Raw genomic sequence first — 15,640 nt, 5'->3', positions numbered from 1 at the left:
TTGTGAAAAGAAACAATATGTTTAAAAAGACCATTGCTTTGTTTTTGGTACTCATCATTTTATCTGTACCACTAGTATCTTATGGAGAAGGGCAAGATACATTGGAGGACAATCTACTCTATTTTTTATCAAGTAAAAGAGCTTGTAAAAGATAACTATGCCTTCGATATAAATGACAATGAACTTATACAGGGAGCAATAAAGGGGCTATTTTATTTTTTAGATGACTATAGCAACTATTATACAAAGGCTGAATTTGAAGAGCTTTTGGGAAGTGTCTCTGGAAATTTTGTAGGAGTAGGGATAGTGGTTTCAGAAAAAGATGGTTATGTAGTTGTAGTAGAACCTATAGAAGGAAGTCCAGCTTACAAAGCAGGAATAAAATCTAAAGACAAAATAATTTCAGTAGATGGGAAAAGTACAACAGGTCTTTCTTCTAAAGATGTAGTAGAGCTCATAAAAGGTGAAAAAGGAACGAAAGTCAAAATAGGAATTAAAAGAGAAGGACAAGCTTCCCCTATTTATTTCACATTGACAAGAGATGAAATAAAAATAAATCCTATTAGCTATAAAATTCTTGATAAAAATATAGGCTATATAAAAATCAGTCAGTTTAATGAAAATACTAATGAAAATCTAGTACCAGTCTTGAAAGAATTTGACAAGAAAAACATTTCTAAAATAATTATAGATTTGAGGGACAATCCTGGAGGACTTTTAGGAGAAGTAGTAGAAGTTTCAAAGAACTTTGTTCCAAAGGGACCTATAGTTCATATAAAATATAAAAACAAAATAGAACAAACCTATTATTCAAATCTTCCCAAGACTAAATATAAATTAGTTGTCCTTGTAAATGAAAATTCAGCTAGTGCTTCAGAAATATTTGCAGGAGCGGTTCAAGACACAAAAGCAGGAACTATTGTAGGGGTTACCACTTTTGGAAAGGGAACAGTACAAGAAATTATACCTCTACCTAATGGAGATGGAATGAAACTTACAGTTGCTGAATATTTGACACCAAAAAAGAGGAGCATTAATGGAAAAGGTGTAGTACCAGATATAATAGTAGAGGGAAATTCATATCCAAGCATTAAAGATCCGCAACTAGAAAAAGCCATAACTATACTTCAGTAATCTGTAACACAACTGTAATGGTATTTTAGATTGAAATCATATATAATAGTCATATAGCAATTGGGAAATATAATATTCCCTAATGTTACAAAGTGATTACAATAGCATTTATCTTATTGACCTAAAAAATAGATGATGCTATAATACTTTATAGAATGCAAATCTTGCCAAGATTTGCAAACTATAAAAGTACTTAAAATTTAAAAAACAAAATATCAAAGGAGGTCTTTGAAAAATGAAGAAAACTTTATCATTACTATTAGTACTAGCAATGGTACTAGGAAGTTTCTCTTTTGCTTTTGCTGATGAAGCGAAAGTTGATCCAGCAGTGGCAGCAGGAGAATTCCTAAAGAAAGCAGGAGTCCTTGAAGGAAACGATTCAGGGTGACTTGATGCTAGACAAACAATTAAAGAGACAAGATGCAGTAGTATTATTAAGCCGTTTGATGAAAGCTGAGGAAGAAGCAGCAAAATTCCCAGTGACTGAAGAATATCCAACATTCAAGGATATCACAAACAATTATTACAAACCATACCTTGCTTGGGCACAAGCAAACAAATATGTTGAAGGACATAGTGCAGAAAAATTTGGTTATGGTGAATTCCTTACAGCTCAACAATATGCAACAGTATTATTGAGAGCATTAGGATACGAAGTAAATGATGCAGAAGCATATAAAGCATCATTTGAAACAGCTAAAAAATTAGGAATCATGAAAGATTTAACAGTAGAAGAAAAAGCAGAAATCACTAGAGGCCAAATGCTCAAATGACTTTCAATGCATTAAGCATTAAAGTAAAAGATTCAGATAAGACTCTAGCTGAAAAACTTGGTATTGAAATGCCAGTTCCAGAAAAATTAGAAGTTAAAGAAGTTAGAGCTGACAACTTGAAAGAAATCAAAGTTGTATTCAACAAAGCTGTTGATGTTGAATCAGCAACAAATGCAGATAATTATGAAGCACCAAAGGATATCAAAGATATTACTTATTTAGCAGATGAAAACACAGCTGTTCTTCTATTAGAAGAAGCTATGACTAACAAGAAAGAATATGAACTTGTTATCAAAGGTGTTAAAGATGATAAGAATACTCTTGATGTAGCTAAGAAATTTACAGCAGTTGATAATGCTATACCAGAAGTAGTAGAAGTAGTAGGGCTTGGAACAAAAGCAGCTAAAATAGTTGTTTCTGAACCTATTAAAGAAGATGTTGCAAAACAAACTAAGAACTATAGACTTGATGGAAAAGCTTACTACGGTGGAGTAGAAGTAGTAGGAAGAGAAATCATTTTAAGACCTTACAACACACTAAGTGTTGGCGAACATGAAATATCAGTAAAAGGCTTAGAAGATTTTGCAGGTCTAAAAGCTATTGAAAGTTTAGACAAATTTGAAGTAATAGAAGACAAAGAAGCACCAGAAGTTGTAGATGTGACAGGGACTCTTGAAAGAGTAGTTGTTACATTTAGCGAAGAAATAGATCCAAATTCAGTTAAGACTTCAAATATATACTGGAAAAATGGTACATCAAAGAAAACTCCAAGAGCATTCACAAGAATAGCTGGAAATAAATATGCTTTTGATTTTACTAACAATTCACTACCAGTATATGAAACAACTCTATACATTGAAAACTTTGCTGACTACTCAGCAAATACAATGAAAGACGTTGAAAGAGCATTTAAGGCAACAATAGATGAAAGTAGACCAGAAGTATTAAAGGCTGAACTAGATGATGCTAAAAACATATTAGTTAAATTCAATAAACCAGTAAATGGCGAAGATAAGAAATATTATAAGTTAGTAAATGATTCAGATGGGAAAACTGTACCTGTAAAAGAAGTAAAAGGTGAAAACAATGACAAATTGTTCACTATCACTCTATATGATGATTTAGATGCAACTGAAACATATACACTTAGTATTTCAGGAATTCAAGACAAGACAATAATGAAAAATACTATGTATCCTTATGAAACAAAATTAGAAGTTGAAGATTATGTATCACCAAAATTCTTAAGTGTTTCAGGAGATAAAGAAAACAGAACTCTTTATGTAGTATTTAGCAAGAAAATGGATATGGCTACTATTGCAAATCCAGCTAACTACCTAATTAGAGGCAAAGGTGTAACTAGCAGTGCTACATCACTTTCAAACATAAGTGGTGCTGAAATAACAGTGGTTCAAGATGGAAAAGCAGTAATTATTGAATTACCAAAAGAATTAAAGAAAAATGTAAAGACTGTAATAGGTGATAATGTATATGAAGTAGCAGTACTTGGAGTTGAAGACGTAGCAGGTAACACATTAAAGAACTATGGAGAATTTGTAAAAGTTAGTCTTGACAAAGCATCAGTTGCAATGGTTGAAGGTTCAACTCAATATAATGTAGTAGCTAAAGATATTGAAACTGTTGAAATTAAATTCACTCAACCAATATTAGAAGTTAATTCAGGAGCATTTGTAGTAACAGGTGCAACTGTAGACCAAGTTAAGGGTGTAGGAACAGATAAAATAACTTTAGTTATTGATGAAGATGATGCATTAGATGCAGATGCTTCAAACAAACTGTTAATAGATGCAGATAAAGTTGTTACTGCAACTAAAGAAAAACTTGAAACAGTAGCACAATATGATTTAATTGATGAGATTAAACCATCAATAGATGAAGTTAGTGCAGAGTTAAGTGGTGATGTAGTTTTAAAGGTTATATTTGATGAGCCAATAGATAATGATGATAATTTGAAATTAGATTTTGAAGTATTAAGGGTAGTTGACAATTATACATTCAAACAAACAGAATTAAGTCAGTTGTTGCAGATACTGATGGTAACGTATTAATCAAGATTGATCCTTCAGTTGCTGCAAAAGATTCAAGATATAAAGTAAAAACTGTTAATCCAAAATTCACAAAAGATGCATCAGGAAACTTAGCAAATGCTTCAGATTTTGTTGAAGCAAAGGAATTAATTAAGGTTGAAGACATATTAGAAAGAATTAAAAATGAAACTGCAGCAGTTAAAGCTATAAACGAAGCAGCTGCACAAGATATGGGTAAAGCATTAGTAGATAATGCAGAAGTATTAGGATTAGATTTAACAGTTTATATACTTTAGCAGACAAATCATCAGTACACACAGCATTAGTTGGAAAGAGTTTTGCAGATAAAGCAGCAATCAAAACTGCATTTGATAGTGCAGTAGCAACTGAAAAAGCACAAGAAGCAATGGATGAAGCATTAGTTAACGCAGAAGTATACAAATATGAGACTACAGTTACAATAGAAAAAAGTGTGCAAGCTGATAATGACGTAACAGCAACAGTAGCTGCAGTAAAGAGTGGTCAAACAAAAGATACTAATATAACTGCAAAAGTAGTAGCAAAAGAAGGTGTAACTTATAATATTTAACTATTGCTGCTGATGGAACAGTTAAATTAACAAAACAAGCAGCTAAAGATGCAACTGATAACGTAGAAGTTGTAGTAATTGAATTAACAAAAGGTACTGCAAAGGCAACATTTGAAGTAACAGTAACTATTGAAAACCAAGACGCATAAAAACAAGCTTCGCAACGGTACCGGGTACCACCCGAATTATGTCGAAAGAGATGTAATGGGGAAGCGAGCGGTTTAATGAAGCTTCGCAACGGTACCGGGTATCACCCGAATTATGTCGAAAGAGACGTAATGGGAAAGCGAGCGGTTTAAGGTGAAATATAGACACCTCACAGGTAGAAATACTTGTGAGGTGTTTTTATTTGGCACAAAACTAAAGATTGGCGACTAATTATTAACTCAAAAATTTGTATAGTTTTCTATATTGAATAAGGTGCTAAATTAATGGTATAATAAATATAGTTTATATATGTATATATGTGGAGGGGATCGGATTGGGTGAAAATTCAAATATAACAAAATGAACAATTATTTGAATTTATGACAAAGATGTATAGCGAAATGCAAGGAATGAAAGAAAGCGACAGCAGGGACGGTTCTCCCTGTCGCAAAACCCGCCTTGCAGGTAGAGATACCTGTAAGGTGAGTTTATTTTTTGCATTAGGAACTGATCCTGTTCTCGTGGCATACTTACATTAACTTGTGGTTATTGTGGTACTCTATGTACTATAATGGCAGCAAATTTTAATATTGTTCCAGTTGCTATTTTGGGAAAAATTACAAGTGGGACGTTATGATGTAGCTTGGATAAAAAGAATCCAAGGTCACCGAAGATTGCTGTGAACACAGGTTGATAGTATTTTGAAGAATTGATAGATGAAAAAGGGAAATGAGTACTAAAAAATTAACTTAGCTATCTTATTTAAAAAGATAGCTAAGTTAATTTTGACTCGTGCTGATTTAAAGAACTTTCAATTCCAAAGCCTATAAGGCCGCCAAGGACTATTAGCATAAGTATTATCAACATAAGAACTCTGTCATATTGTTTGCTTTTTATATTAATCAATAGTGCTCTTATGCATATAAAATAAATACTTCCTACAATAATCAAGGTATAGCTGAGAAGGCCGTATTTATATAGATACCATTTTAATATATCGGTGATAAAATTTAAATTGGGTGCCAATGAATTTAAGCTCATATGGTGTACCTCCTAAACAATATAGAGAAAACAATAGATTTTCAAATATAAGAGATTTCACAAAATCAATTCTTATACAAAGGCGTTTTCCTTTATTTTCGTAATCAAATGGGTTAGTATTATGCCTAAAATTGCAGGAAGCATCCAACCAAATCCGCTATCAGAGAATGGAAGACTTTGTATAAAATCGCCTATGAAGGAGGTATCGACACCCATAGCAGCTAATCCATCTACTAGACTTACACAAAATGTACCAATAGTTGCACCTAAATAAATTTTTTTATCTTCAATTAGATTGTCGAATACATTTATAACAACTAATATAATAGCAATTGGATATACTATTTTCAATATAGGATCTGCAAAAGTAATTATACTTTCAACGCTAGTGTTTGAAATAATTGTACTCATTATAGTGGATATTATAACAATGGTTTTATAGCTAAATTTTTCTTTGCTTAGATTGCTAAAAAAGTGTCCTACAGTAGCTGTAAGACCAACAGCTGTAGTAAGACATGCGGAATAAACGCATATTCCTAGTATTATTTTACCTGAATTGCCTAGTATTGTTTTTGTTATGTTGGTAATTAAAGATACCTTTTCTGTTCCTTGTACGAACACAGAACTACCAGTAGCCCCTAAGTACAATAGGCCTCCGTATACAATTCCTAATCCAATGCCAGAAATAAGACCTGTTTTAGCAATGGCTTTAAATTGTTCACTTTTCTTTGTTATTCCCTTATTTTTTACATCATCTACTATGATGCCGCCAAATACTATTGCAGCAAGTAAATCCATAGTTTGATATCCATTTCCAAATCCTTTGGAGAATGGTTGAGCCATATTAGTGTCTATAGGCACACCTATAGGATTTAGAATTCCTTTAATTATTATAGTAGATAGCATAATCAAAAGTATTGGTGTTAGAAATTTTCCAATAATATCAATAATATTGGAAGAATTTAATGTTAGAATTAGAGTTAATCCAAAGAATATAAGTGAACTTATAATTGGACTAATTGAAGGGAATAGTGGTTTTATTCCCATTTCAAATGCAGTAGCTCCAGTTCTAGGTATTGCTAATAGTGGACCGATTAAAATCATTATTAAAATGCTAAAAATTAAAGCAAATTTTGGACCAACTTTGTTTAGCAAACTATTTATAGAGCCACCTGATATAGCTATAGATAGCACTCCAAGTATAGGAAGACCTATACCAGTTAAAGAAAATCCTAACAAAGCAGCCTTCCATTTTTCTCCTGCTGCTAGGCCAATGGATGGTGGGAAGATTAAATTTCCTGCACCAAAAAACATAGCGAATAATGCGAAACTAATAACTAAGATTTCTTTAGAACTAAGCTTTTTCATTAGAAAATCCCCTCATTCTTTAAATTGTTTTTTTGTTGATATTTTTTATTATACCACAAGTTTTTTTAAAATTCTAATATGTAAATATATTCAGACTTATTTGTGAAAAAAATATCAAATCGTACTGACATGGGGATATTTCTTTGGATGGACATAAATAGTTTTGCTAAGGATAAAAGTCAAAAAAAGAATAAAAAATGTGAAAAAAATAGAGGATTTTAATGAAATATGTAGAAATATGTATTATAAAGAAGTTTGAATTTTCAAACAATAAAATGAAATTATGAAAGGAGGAGAATGGAGATGAAATTAAAAACTAAAGTTGTATTGCTCACCGTTTTGGTATGTATTGTAAGTGTATTGTCTGTATCTACAATCAACTATATGGTGTCCATAAAAAAGTTAGAAACTGAGGTAAATAACAAAGTTCAATTAGAGGCTACAGGAATAGCTAAAGATATAGATAAATGGATGGCCTTACAAAAAGATTCAATACATGAAGTCATTGAAGATATGATTGTAAACAACAATTTTGAATATAAATTTGTTTACAATTATTTAAAGAAAGCAGGGGAAAGAAATCCTGGGAATGAGTATTATATAGCTTTTTCAGATAAATCATTTATATCTGGTAGCGGTTGGATTCCAGGCGATACATTTGATCCAACTTCTAGAGATTGGTATATAGGGGCTACGGAGACTGATGATTTCTATATATCAGAGCCTTATATGGATGCTATGACTAAAGGAGTGGTCATTACAATTTCAAAGGCCTTTAGTACTCTAGATGGAAGAAAGGGTGTCATAGGAAGCGATATTAAAATTAACTATTTAGTAGATATGATTTCAGTTGTAGATGTAGGAAAAGGTTCTCACGCATTTTTAATTGATAGTAGTGGAAATATTATCACTCATACAAATGAAGAATTCAAGCCCAAAAAAGATGGATATGTAAATGTTGCTGATATATTGAATGGAAAGCTTAAGAATATAATGGAAGGGAAAAATTTAAGCTTAAAAAATAGAGGAATAAAAGACTATGATGGAGTTGATAGATTTTTCTTTTTTGGAGATGTAGCAGAATCTAACTGGAAGGTAGGAGTTGGAGTTTCTGCACAGCACACCATGGGAGCCATCCAAAAGGCAAATTTATATACTTTGATAGCAACTATAATTGTATTGGTGGTATCTTTACTAATATCATTATATATGTCAAATTCCATTGCAAAACCAATAGTGCATACAGCAAATATTGCTGAAGACATAGGGAATTTAAATTTCCTTGCTACAATAGATGAAAAGGATTTAAAGAGAAAAGATGAAATAGGTCAAATGTATAGATCTTTCCAAAGTATAATTGAAAAACAAAAGGTGTTCATGAAAGATCTACAAGATTCTATAGAAAAAAATCATGAAGTATATGAAAAAACTATAGAAAAATTGAACTTTTTACTTAGCCAAGCAGAAGACACCTCAGCAACAACAGAAGAACTTTCAGCAGGGATGGAAGAAACATCAGCATCCACCATATCCATAAACGAATCCTCTGCTGAAATAGACAAAGCCATATCAGATTTTGCAGAAAAAGTAGAAGAAGGAGCCTCTACATCAAGTGACATAAGCACAAAAGCAGAAGTTTTAAATCATAAATTCATTGAAGCTAAAGACAACACCATGAACATATACGAAAATACAAGAAAAGAAATAGAAGAAGCCATAAAATCCTCAAAGGAAGTAGAAAAAATAGACGTATTGTCCAATGCCATATTGGAAATATCAGAACAAACTAGTCTGCTAGCTTTAAATGCAGCCATAGAAGCAGCAAGAGCAGGAGATACTGGAAAGGGATTTGCTGTAGTAGCAGATGAAATAAGGAAATTGGCAGAAAACTCAAATCAAACAGCAGGAGAAATACAAAATGTCACTCAAAGCATAACTAAAGCAGTAGGACAATTGTTAGACAATACAAATAAATTGATAGCTTTTCTAGAAAAGGATGTAATGGGAGATTATGAAATGATGGTAGAGGCTGTAAATCAGTACAAAGATGATGGTTCATCACTAAACAGTATCATTTCAGATTTATCTGCAACATCAGAAGAACTTACAGCAACCATAAATCAAATAGCAAATTCCATAAAAGATATATCTATAACAGTAGAAGAGTCAGCAAAAGCTACAACCAGTATAGCTGAAAAGAATATGAATGTAGTAGAAGCAATAAACAATATAAACGACATAATGAAAAAGAACAAAGAAGTATCAGACAAATTGCAAGAAATAGTTTCTGAAGTTAAATTTTAATACTCATACCGCCATGGGGACGTTTCGTTTGGCTGGCCACAAAATTAATTGTATTGAATAGGATGATAAATAAATGATATAATATATTTAGTTTAAGTGCGGAGGTGTATATTGGGATGGATGATGGGAAGGATATAAACATTACAAACGACCAATTATTTGAATTTATGACAAAGATGTATAATGAAATGCAAGGAGGCTTTAAACAAGTTAATTCAAGGATAGACGGCGTAGAGAATGAAATGCAAGGAGGCTTTAAACAAGTTAATTTAAGGATAGACGGCGTAGAGAATGAAATGCAGGGAGGTTTTAAGCAAGTTAATTCAAGGATAGAAGATATAGAGAACGAAGTTAAAAAAACGAATACTAAAATTGAACACGAGATTATGCCTAAATTAGATGTCTTATTTGATGGTTACAAACAAAATTCTGATAAGCTAGATAGAATTCAGGAAGAAGTGTCTAAACATGAAGAAATAATACTTAGGAGAGTAAAGTAGCATAAACTTAGGGAGGCAAGACATCAAAATTTACTTTAAGAATCAGTGCGATGATTAAATTAAACTTAAAAACACATAAAAATGAAGATGATTTTGCTTGTATAGACATGCTTTTTAAACCGTGCCCAGAGGGTACGGTTTAGTTTATTTATGGTGTTAAGATTATAATGAAGATTAATGAGCTTGAAGTCGAAAAATGTAGAAAAATATATTGATTTTATTGGAGGATATAAAAAATAATATGTAGAAATATAGAAATATAAAAGAAAGATTTTATTTTTGTACCAAAAAGATTTTTCAAGAAAACAGAGAAAGGGTGAAATAATTTGGAGGGTTATAGTGATACTTTTACAGTTCAAGATAATATGATAGGAAAGCATCCGACTGAAAATAGTGTTTTTGCTATTTGCCTTGTTTGTAGGGACATGCCTTGTGCTAATGGTAAAGTTCATAGGTTATTAATGGAAGTTGACTGTAAATGAGATAGCTAAATGGTTGACCAAGTATCATTTGTCAGAAAGAAAGAAGTATCAGTTGAAAAAAAAGAAGGAAATGTTAGAAAAATACGAGTTTAAAAAGTATGCAGATAGTTTGAACATTACAACAAAAAGTGGAAGATTAATTAAAGATAAATATTTTCCAGAGGATAAAAAGCAGGCTATAGCTGCTACAGCTGTAAAATTGCTTTCAAATGGTTCAGTATTAAATTATGTTGGTAAAACTAACATGGTTTTATCACAAGCAAGAAAAATAAGTAAAATAATGAAAGAAAAAGACATTTCACATCCTTAGTGGAAAGATATAAATACTTTAGAGCTAGTTAAGTTAGCTTGCAAAGAGGCATATGGAGAAAATTCAGAAATTTTTAAATTCATAATGCAAGGGATTGTTTGCCATTATGCTAAATTGCCAACGGATGTAAAAATGTATATGGAGCGATTAATGAGTAATGATTCTCCTAAGATAATTATTGCAACAGCAACATTAGCCCAATTGCAAGACATAGTCTCCAAAGTCAAATTTTAGTACTAGTCACTGGGACGATAGTTTTCTCAGTCGCAAACCCCGTCTTATAGGTAGAAATACCTATTGGGCGGGTTTTTATGTATAAATGAAACTCATTGATGAAAAAATGTTTTCTAATGTTTTAAAAATGTTAAAATTTATGAAGATTATATGCTAAACTAAAATATAGAAATAAATTTTTGTATGGTGAATACTGAAAGGATGATACGATGCTAAGAATGAATAGAGTGCTAAAAGAGTTGTCAGAACAAAATGAGCCTATAAAAGTAGCCATAATCGGGGCTGGAAAGATGGGCAGAGGATTGGTCAATCAGATGACTAAAATTAAAGGAATGATTCCATCTGTAGTAGTGAATCGAAATATAGAAAAGGCAATATATGCCCTTGAATTGGCAGGGATAAGAAAAGAAGATATAGCCATATCAAATTCTGTAAATGAAGCAAACGTTTATCTTGAAAGAGGCAAATATGTTGTATCCGAATACATAGATATTGCAGTAAAGGCCAATGAAATACAAGCAGTGGTAGATGCTACAGGAGTTCCAGAGGCTGGGGCAGAGATTGCAATGGCTGCAATAAAAAATCACAAACATATCATAATGCTAAATGTAGAGGCTGATTCAGTTGTAGGCCCTATATTATATAGATATGCAAAAGAGGAAGGAGTAGTATATACAGGAACTGCAGGGGATGAACCTGGAGCAGCTATAGAACTTTATGATTTTGCAGTTGGTTTGGGATTTGAGGTTTTAGCTATGGGAAAAGGAAAGAACAATCCCGTAGATTTTTCCGCAAATCCTGATACAGTATACAAAGAAGCCATAAAAAAAGGATTGAAACCCAATATGCTAGCTGGATTTATTGATGGAACCAATACCATGATAGAACTCAATTGTATGGCCAATGCAACTGGATTTGTTCCTGATATTAGAGGATGTCATGGTATAGAAAGTAATATTGATGATTTAAAAGATTATCTAAGATTAAAAAAAGATGGAGGAGTCCTTGAAAATTTTTATACAGTTGATTATGTAAGAGGAATTGCTCCTGGAGTATATCTTTTGTTTACAACAGATTTAGAAGAAATACATAGTCAATTGGAATATTTGAAAATGGGCTCAGGTCCAAACTATGTTCTATATAGGCCCTATCATCTAACTAGCTTAGAAACGCCTTTAACTATATTTGATGCATGTATAAACAATGAGTCTACAATAGCTCCCATTTGTGGTGCAGTAGCTGATACTATCACAGTAGCGAAAAAAGATCTAAAAGCTGGAGATACATTGGACGGTATAGGAGGATATACAGTCTATGGAAGTCTTGAAAAACATGAAATAGCCAAAAGTGAAAACTTAGTTCCTATAGGATTGATAAATGACAGAACCGTTATTAATAGAGATGTAAAGAAAGGTGAATTTATTACTTATGACATGATAGAATTAGATAAATCCACACTACTATATAAACTAAGGCAAAAACAAGAAAATGGGAACTTATGATTTAAGTGGTAAAAACCGTCTTGTAAGTAGAAATACTTGTGAGACGGTTTTTTGGACAAAACAACTAAATGCGTATTGACAAATCTGAAAATTTAAAATAGCAGATAATAAAGGAGTGTGTATTGTATGGACATTGGGAAATTGTTAACACCAAATAGAATTTCTTTTCAATTGAAAGGAAGGACAAAAGAAGAAGCTATAGAGGAATTAATTGAAATACTATATAAAGATGGAACAATTAAAAACAAAGAAGATTTTAAGATAGCAGTTATGAAAAGAGAAGAAGAGTTTTCTACTGGAATAGGTCATGGGATAGGAATACCCCATGGAAAGAGTGAAGCTGTAAATGAAGCATCTATAGCTTTTGGAATAAGTCAAGATGGAATTGATTTTGATTCCATGGATGGGCAACCAGTTAATTTACTATTTCTAATAGCAGTGCCAAATAAATCAGATGATGTTCATTTAAAAATATTAAGTTATATATCTAGAAGGCTTATGCATGATGACGTCAGAGAAAAGTTGATTAAAGCTAAAACTTATGATCAGATACTAGAAGCTTTTTAAGAATGAAAATGACCCCTTAAATGTATTTTCAGGGGTCATTTCATATACAAATTAAGTTGCAAATAATTTATTAAAAATATTGAATAAACTATATTTTTAAACTATACTGTAGATAAATATGATTTTATATTAGGTATTTAGGGGGAGATGAAATGTTTGACATATTTAAGAGAAAACCAAATGTAAAAGGGGACGAGCCTGAGGAATTTAGAGACAAGGCCTCAACATTTGAGGAAGATTCTACAGTAAAATCTCAACTCAATTTAATTAAACAAAATGAAGAAAACTTATTGCACAATTTAGGGGTAAGAATAGAGGATTCTGCAAATCAGACGGAAAATTTGATTAATGCTATAGAATCTATAGCCAATAGAGTAGAAGAACAAATAAAACATATATATTCGGTAGTAGATGAAATAAGTCATTATTCTGCTATGGCAGAGGAGCTTCAGGCTAGTTCTAGCGATTCTTATAGGACGGCAAGTTCTACTCTAGATATAGTAGAAGAAGGAAATAAAGCTGTTAACAACACTATTGGATCTATGGAGGAAATAAACCAATCCATGTCCAATGTCTTAGAGCAGATAGATAGCCTAAGGGCAAGCATTGGTCAGATAGAAGATGTATTAAATATTATAAGGGGCATTGCCAAACAGACCAACCTATTGGCCTTAAATGCCAATATAGAAGCAGCAAGAGCAGGAGATGCAGGCAAAGGTTTTGCTGTTGTAGCCAATGAAGTGAAAAAATTAGCTGATAGAAGTGCTGAATCAGCGGATCATATATCAGATATCATTAAAAATATTCAAGAAAATGTAAATACCACTATTAGAGCTGTTGAGGATAGCAATATTAAAGTTCGAGAAGGTTCATCAGTAGCCCAAGAATCCCGCAAAGCCTTTGAAGAGATTGAAGGGGCTATCAAGGGTATGATTCAGTTAATGAATGAGATAACAGAAGCCATTTCTGTGCAGACTAGTAGCCTTGAATCCATAGTTTTTTCCACTGACGAGATGGAACGCTCTTCAGAAAAGGCCATGTCCATGGTAGAAAGTGCCATGATGAACACTCAGTTCACAATGGCTACATTGAAAGAATTAAATCAAGTAACCAAGCTTTTAGATGGGATGACTAGAAAACTACTAGATCAGCAAAATGTTGCTGGAGAAAAGGAGCCTATAGTTATTAATCTAGCCCTTTCAGAACCTTTACAGACTTTAGATCCAGCTATGATCAATGTAATGGAAAGTTTGAGATTTTTAAACAATATCCACACAGGGCTATTGACTATAAGCGATACAGGAAATGTACTCCCATCCATAGCTAAGAACTGGTATGTAGAGGATGATAATCTTACTTGGATATTTAATTTGAGAAATGATGTCACCTTTCATAATGGGAAAAAGGTTACAGCTTATGATGTAAAATACTCATTAGAGCGTCTACTTTCACCTAAATTAAACTCACCAAATACCTGGTTTATCGATTATATAGAAGGAGCAAAGGAATTCATGAAAGGAATGAAGGGTGAGGTTAAGGGGATTAAAATATTAGATGATTATAGATTATCCATCAAATTGGAGAGTCCTTTTAGCTGGTTTTCTATTATTATTATCCCATGGTTGCTGTGCAGTGATGGATGCTGAGGAGCTTAAAAAGGGGAAATTTGTAGGATGTGGTCCTTATATGTTGGATAGCTATAATAACGACGAATATCATTTGGTAGCCAATGACAATTATCTAGGGGGAAAGCCCTATTGCGATATAGTGAAGGTAAAAGTTGGGGACAAAGATGCTTTGGACAATTTCATAAATGGGAAGTATGACTTCTATATTGTACAGAATAAAAAAGAGTATGAAACAATTAAGTCTCATGAACTAGGTAAGAATATGAGGTTTGTAGATTTGGTAGGTACTTTCTATGTAGGGTTTAAATTAAAAAACACCAGTTCACCATATACTCAAAAGAGGATGAGACAAGCGATAAACTATGCCATAAACAAGAAGCGAATAATAGATGAGATATTTGGTGGCCTTGCAACGACAGCTAAATGCATAATACCTCCTGGTCTCATATCTTATGATCATGTGAAAGGCTATGAATATAGCCCAGAAAAGGCAAAAAGAATAATAATGGAAGAAAGGGTAGACTTGACTCGACCTTTAGTTTTTCTTTCAGGAGAAAATCCTCATCCAATATTAAAACTAGTTGAAGAGGATTTAAATGCTGTAGGAATTACTTGTAAATATAAAAAGGTTTCAAAAGAGGAGCTTTCAAGGGCCCATGAACTACAGGAGGGCTATGATATGTATTTTTCAGGCTGGTATGCTGATACTCTAGATCCATCCTCTTTTATAAAACCTTTGTTTATGCCCGGCAACCAAACCAATCTAAGTGCTTATGAAAATGAACAAGTGGTAGAATTAGTTGAACAGGCAACTCATATGGCAAATCCAAAGAAAAGAGAGGAGATATATAGAGAGATTCAAAGGATAATATCCGAGGATGCTCCAAATGTCCCTATACTCCATCCACAAAATGCAGTATGTACCAAGGTCAATGTACACAATGTAAACTTATCACCTTTAGCCATGCTTAAATATGACAATATAATGCGACAATAGTTTGCTATTAGGGGAT

General features: G+C 32.5%; 16 protein-coding genes and 1 pseudogene. 15 read left to right on the top strand and 2 right to left on the bottom strand.

What is annotated here, in order from left to right; all coding sequences use genetic code 11:
- Positions 1-2 precede the first annotated feature (2 nt).
- The 7 genes and pseudogenes from ACFWUA_RS03760 to ACFWUA_RS03730 form a co-directional block, all read left to right on the top strand.
- On the top strand, positions 3-155 hold the full coding sequence (locus tag ACFWUA_RS03760) for a hypothetical protein (protein WP_416198830.1): 153 nt from the start codon (positions 3-5) through the stop codon (positions 153-155).
- Positions 82-1,134, top strand: coding sequence for a S41 family peptidase (locus ACFWUA_RS03755; protein WP_416198829.1), 1,053 nt, complete (start codon positions 82-84; stop codon positions 1,132-1,134). The genes ACFWUA_RS03760 and ACFWUA_RS03755 overlap by 74 nt, the downstream gene beginning before the upstream one ends.
- Positions 1,135-1,369: 235 nt before the next feature.
- Complete coding sequence (locus ACFWUA_RS03750; protein WP_416198828.1) at positions 1,370-1,522, top strand: hypothetical protein; 153 nt, start codon at positions 1,370-1,372, stop codon at positions 1,520-1,522.
- Between the two features lie 4 nt (positions 1,523-1,526).
- On the top strand, positions 1,527-1,907 hold the full coding sequence (locus ACFWUA_RS03745; RefSeq protein WP_416198827.1) for a hypothetical protein: 381 nt from the start codon (positions 1,527-1,529) through the stop codon (positions 1,905-1,907).
- Positions 1,904-3,976 (top strand): Ig-like domain-containing protein, encoded by a 2,073-nt coding sequence (locus tag ACFWUA_RS03740; protein WP_416198826.1) that lies wholly within the window; start codon positions 1,904-1,906, stop codon positions 3,974-3,976. The genes ACFWUA_RS03745 and ACFWUA_RS03740 overlap by 4 nt, the downstream gene beginning before the upstream one ends.
- Before the next feature lie 385 nt (positions 3,977-4,361).
- Positions 4,362-4,544, top strand: a complete 183-nt coding sequence (locus ACFWUA_RS03735) for a hypothetical protein (RefSeq protein ID WP_416198825.1) — start codon at positions 4,362-4,364, stop codon at positions 4,542-4,544.
- A gap of 670 nt (positions 4,545-5,214) precedes the next feature.
- Positions 5,215-5,301 (top strand): annotated as a pseudogene (locus ACFWUA_RS03730) (5-oxoproline transporter, DUF979 family subunit); the annotation flags it as partial.
- Between the two features lie 164 nt (positions 5,302-5,465).
- Here ACFWUA_RS03730 and ACFWUA_RS03725 read toward each other — a convergent pair.
- Both ACFWUA_RS03725 and brnQ read right to left on the bottom strand, forming a co-directional pair.
- Entirely contained in the window at positions 5,466-5,732 is a 267-nt protein-coding gene (locus ACFWUA_RS03725) for a hypothetical protein (RefSeq protein WP_416198824.1), read from the bottom strand.
- Positions 5,733-5,804: 72 nt separating this feature from the next.
- Positions 5,805-7,100, bottom strand: coding sequence for a branched-chain amino acid transport system II carrier protein (gene brnQ, locus ACFWUA_RS03720; protein ID WP_416198823.1), 1,296 nt, complete (start codon positions 7,098-7,100; stop codon positions 5,805-5,807).
- 303 nt (positions 7,101-7,403) lie between these two features.
- On the opposite strand from brnQ, the gene ACFWUA_RS03715 reads away from it, so the two are divergent.
- The 8 genes from ACFWUA_RS03715 (at position 7,404) to ACFWUA_RS03680 (ending at position 15,624) form a co-directional block, all read left to right on the top strand.
- Complete coding sequence (locus ACFWUA_RS03715) at positions 7,404-9,404, top strand: methyl-accepting chemotaxis protein (protein WP_416198822.1); 2,001 nt, start codon at positions 7,404-7,406, stop codon at positions 9,402-9,404.
- A gap of 116 nt (positions 9,405-9,520) precedes the next feature.
- Positions 9,521-9,904, top strand: coding sequence for a hypothetical protein (locus tag ACFWUA_RS03710; protein ID WP_416198821.1), 384 nt, complete (start codon positions 9,521-9,523; stop codon positions 9,902-9,904).
- 326 nt (positions 9,905-10,230) lie between these two features.
- Entirely contained in the window at positions 10,231-10,386 is a 156-nt protein-coding gene (locus ACFWUA_RS03705) for a hypothetical protein (RefSeq protein WP_416198820.1), read from the top strand.
- A 52-nt stretch (positions 10,387-10,438) separates the two neighbouring features.
- Positions 10,439-10,696: a hypothetical protein gene (locus ACFWUA_RS03700; RefSeq protein ID WP_416198819.1), complete on the top strand. Its 258-nt coding sequence runs from the start codon at positions 10,439-10,441 to the stop codon at positions 10,694-10,696.
- Between the two features lie 443 nt (positions 10,697-11,139).
- Positions 11,140-12,432: an NAD(P)H-dependent oxidoreductase gene (locus tag ACFWUA_RS03695; protein ID WP_416198818.1), complete on the top strand. Its 1,293-nt coding sequence runs from the start codon at positions 11,140-11,142 to the stop codon at positions 12,430-12,432.
- Between the two features lie 126 nt (positions 12,433-12,558).
- Positions 12,559-12,999 carry a PTS sugar transporter subunit IIA gene (locus ACFWUA_RS03690; protein ID WP_416198817.1) on the top strand — a complete coding sequence of 147 codons (441 nt, stop codon included), beginning with the start codon at positions 12,559-12,561 and terminating at the stop codon, positions 12,997-12,999.
- Positions 13,000-13,151: 152 nt separating this feature from the next.
- The gene (locus ACFWUA_RS03685; RefSeq protein WP_416198816.1) at positions 13,152-14,645 is read left to right on the top strand and encodes a methyl-accepting chemotaxis protein; all 1,494 of its coding nucleotides are present in this window, start codon (positions 13,152-13,154) and stop codon (positions 14,643-14,645) included.
- Positions 14,635-15,624: an ABC transporter substrate-binding protein gene (locus ACFWUA_RS03680; protein ID WP_416199168.1), complete on the top strand. Its 990-nt coding sequence runs from the start codon at positions 14,635-14,637 to the stop codon at positions 15,622-15,624. Before ACFWUA_RS03685 ends, ACFWUA_RS03680 begins: the two co-directional genes overlap by 11 nt.
- Positions 15,625-15,640: the final 16 nt, after the last annotated feature.

Origin of the sequence: Sporanaerobacter sp. (assembly GCF_047830725.1) — a bacterium.
Classification (GTDB): domain Bacteria; phylum Bacillota; class Clostridia; order Tissierellales; family Sporanaerobacteraceae; genus Sporanaerobacter.
The sequence above is the reverse complement of the archived record's forward strand: the minus strand, read 5'-3'. Positions and strand labels throughout refer to the sequence as shown.

What these genes read in the sequence shown, in the direction of transcription:
- ACFWUA_RS03740 (WP_416198826.1), top strand. Translation starts at nt 1,904, where the DNA reads ATGACTTTCAATGCATTAAGCATTAAAGTAAAAGATTCAGATAAGACT.
- ACFWUA_RS03735 (WP_416198825.1), top strand. Translation starts at nt 4,362, where the DNA reads ATGGATGAAGCATTAGTTAACGCAGAAGTATACAAATATGAGACTACA.
- ACFWUA_RS03690 (WP_416198817.1), top strand. Translation starts at nt 12,559, where the DNA reads ATGGACATTGGGAAATTGTTAACACCAAATAGAATTTCTTTTCAATTG.
- ACFWUA_RS03745 (WP_416198827.1), top strand. Translation starts at nt 1,527, where the DNA reads ATGCTAGACAAACAATTAAAGAGACAAGATGCAGTAGTATTATTAAGC.
- ACFWUA_RS03680 (WP_416199168.1), top strand. Translation starts at nt 14,635, where the DNA reads ATGGATGCTGAGGAGCTTAAAAAGGGGAAATTTGTAGGATGTGGTCCT.
- brnQ (WP_416198823.1), bottom strand. Translation starts at nt 7,100, where the DNA reads ATGAAAAAGCTTAGTTCTAAAGAAATCTTAGTTATTAGTTTCGCATTA.
- ACFWUA_RS03755 (WP_416198829.1), top strand. Translation starts at nt 82, where the DNA reads ATGGAGAAGGGCAAGATACATTGGAGGACAATCTACTCTATTTTTTAT.
- ACFWUA_RS03695 (WP_416198818.1), top strand. Translation starts at nt 11,140, where the DNA reads ATGCTAAGAATGAATAGAGTGCTAAAAGAGTTGTCAGAACAAAATGAG.
- ACFWUA_RS03750 (WP_416198828.1), top strand. Translation starts at nt 1,370, where the DNA reads ATGAAGAAAACTTTATCATTACTATTAGTACTAGCAATGGTACTAGGA.
- ACFWUA_RS03715 (WP_416198822.1), top strand. Translation starts at nt 7,404, where the DNA reads ATGAAATTAAAAACTAAAGTTGTATTGCTCACCGTTTTGGTATGTATT.
- ACFWUA_RS03685 (WP_416198816.1), top strand. Translation starts at nt 13,152, where the DNA reads ATGTTTGACATATTTAAGAGAAAACCAAATGTAAAAGGGGACGAGCCT.
- ACFWUA_RS03725 (WP_416198824.1), bottom strand. Translation starts at nt 5,732, where the DNA reads ATGAGCTTAAATTCATTGGCACCCAATTTAAATTTTATCACCGATATA.
- ACFWUA_RS03710 (WP_416198821.1), top strand. Translation starts at nt 9,521, where the DNA reads ATGGATGATGGGAAGGATATAAACATTACAAACGACCAATTATTTGAA.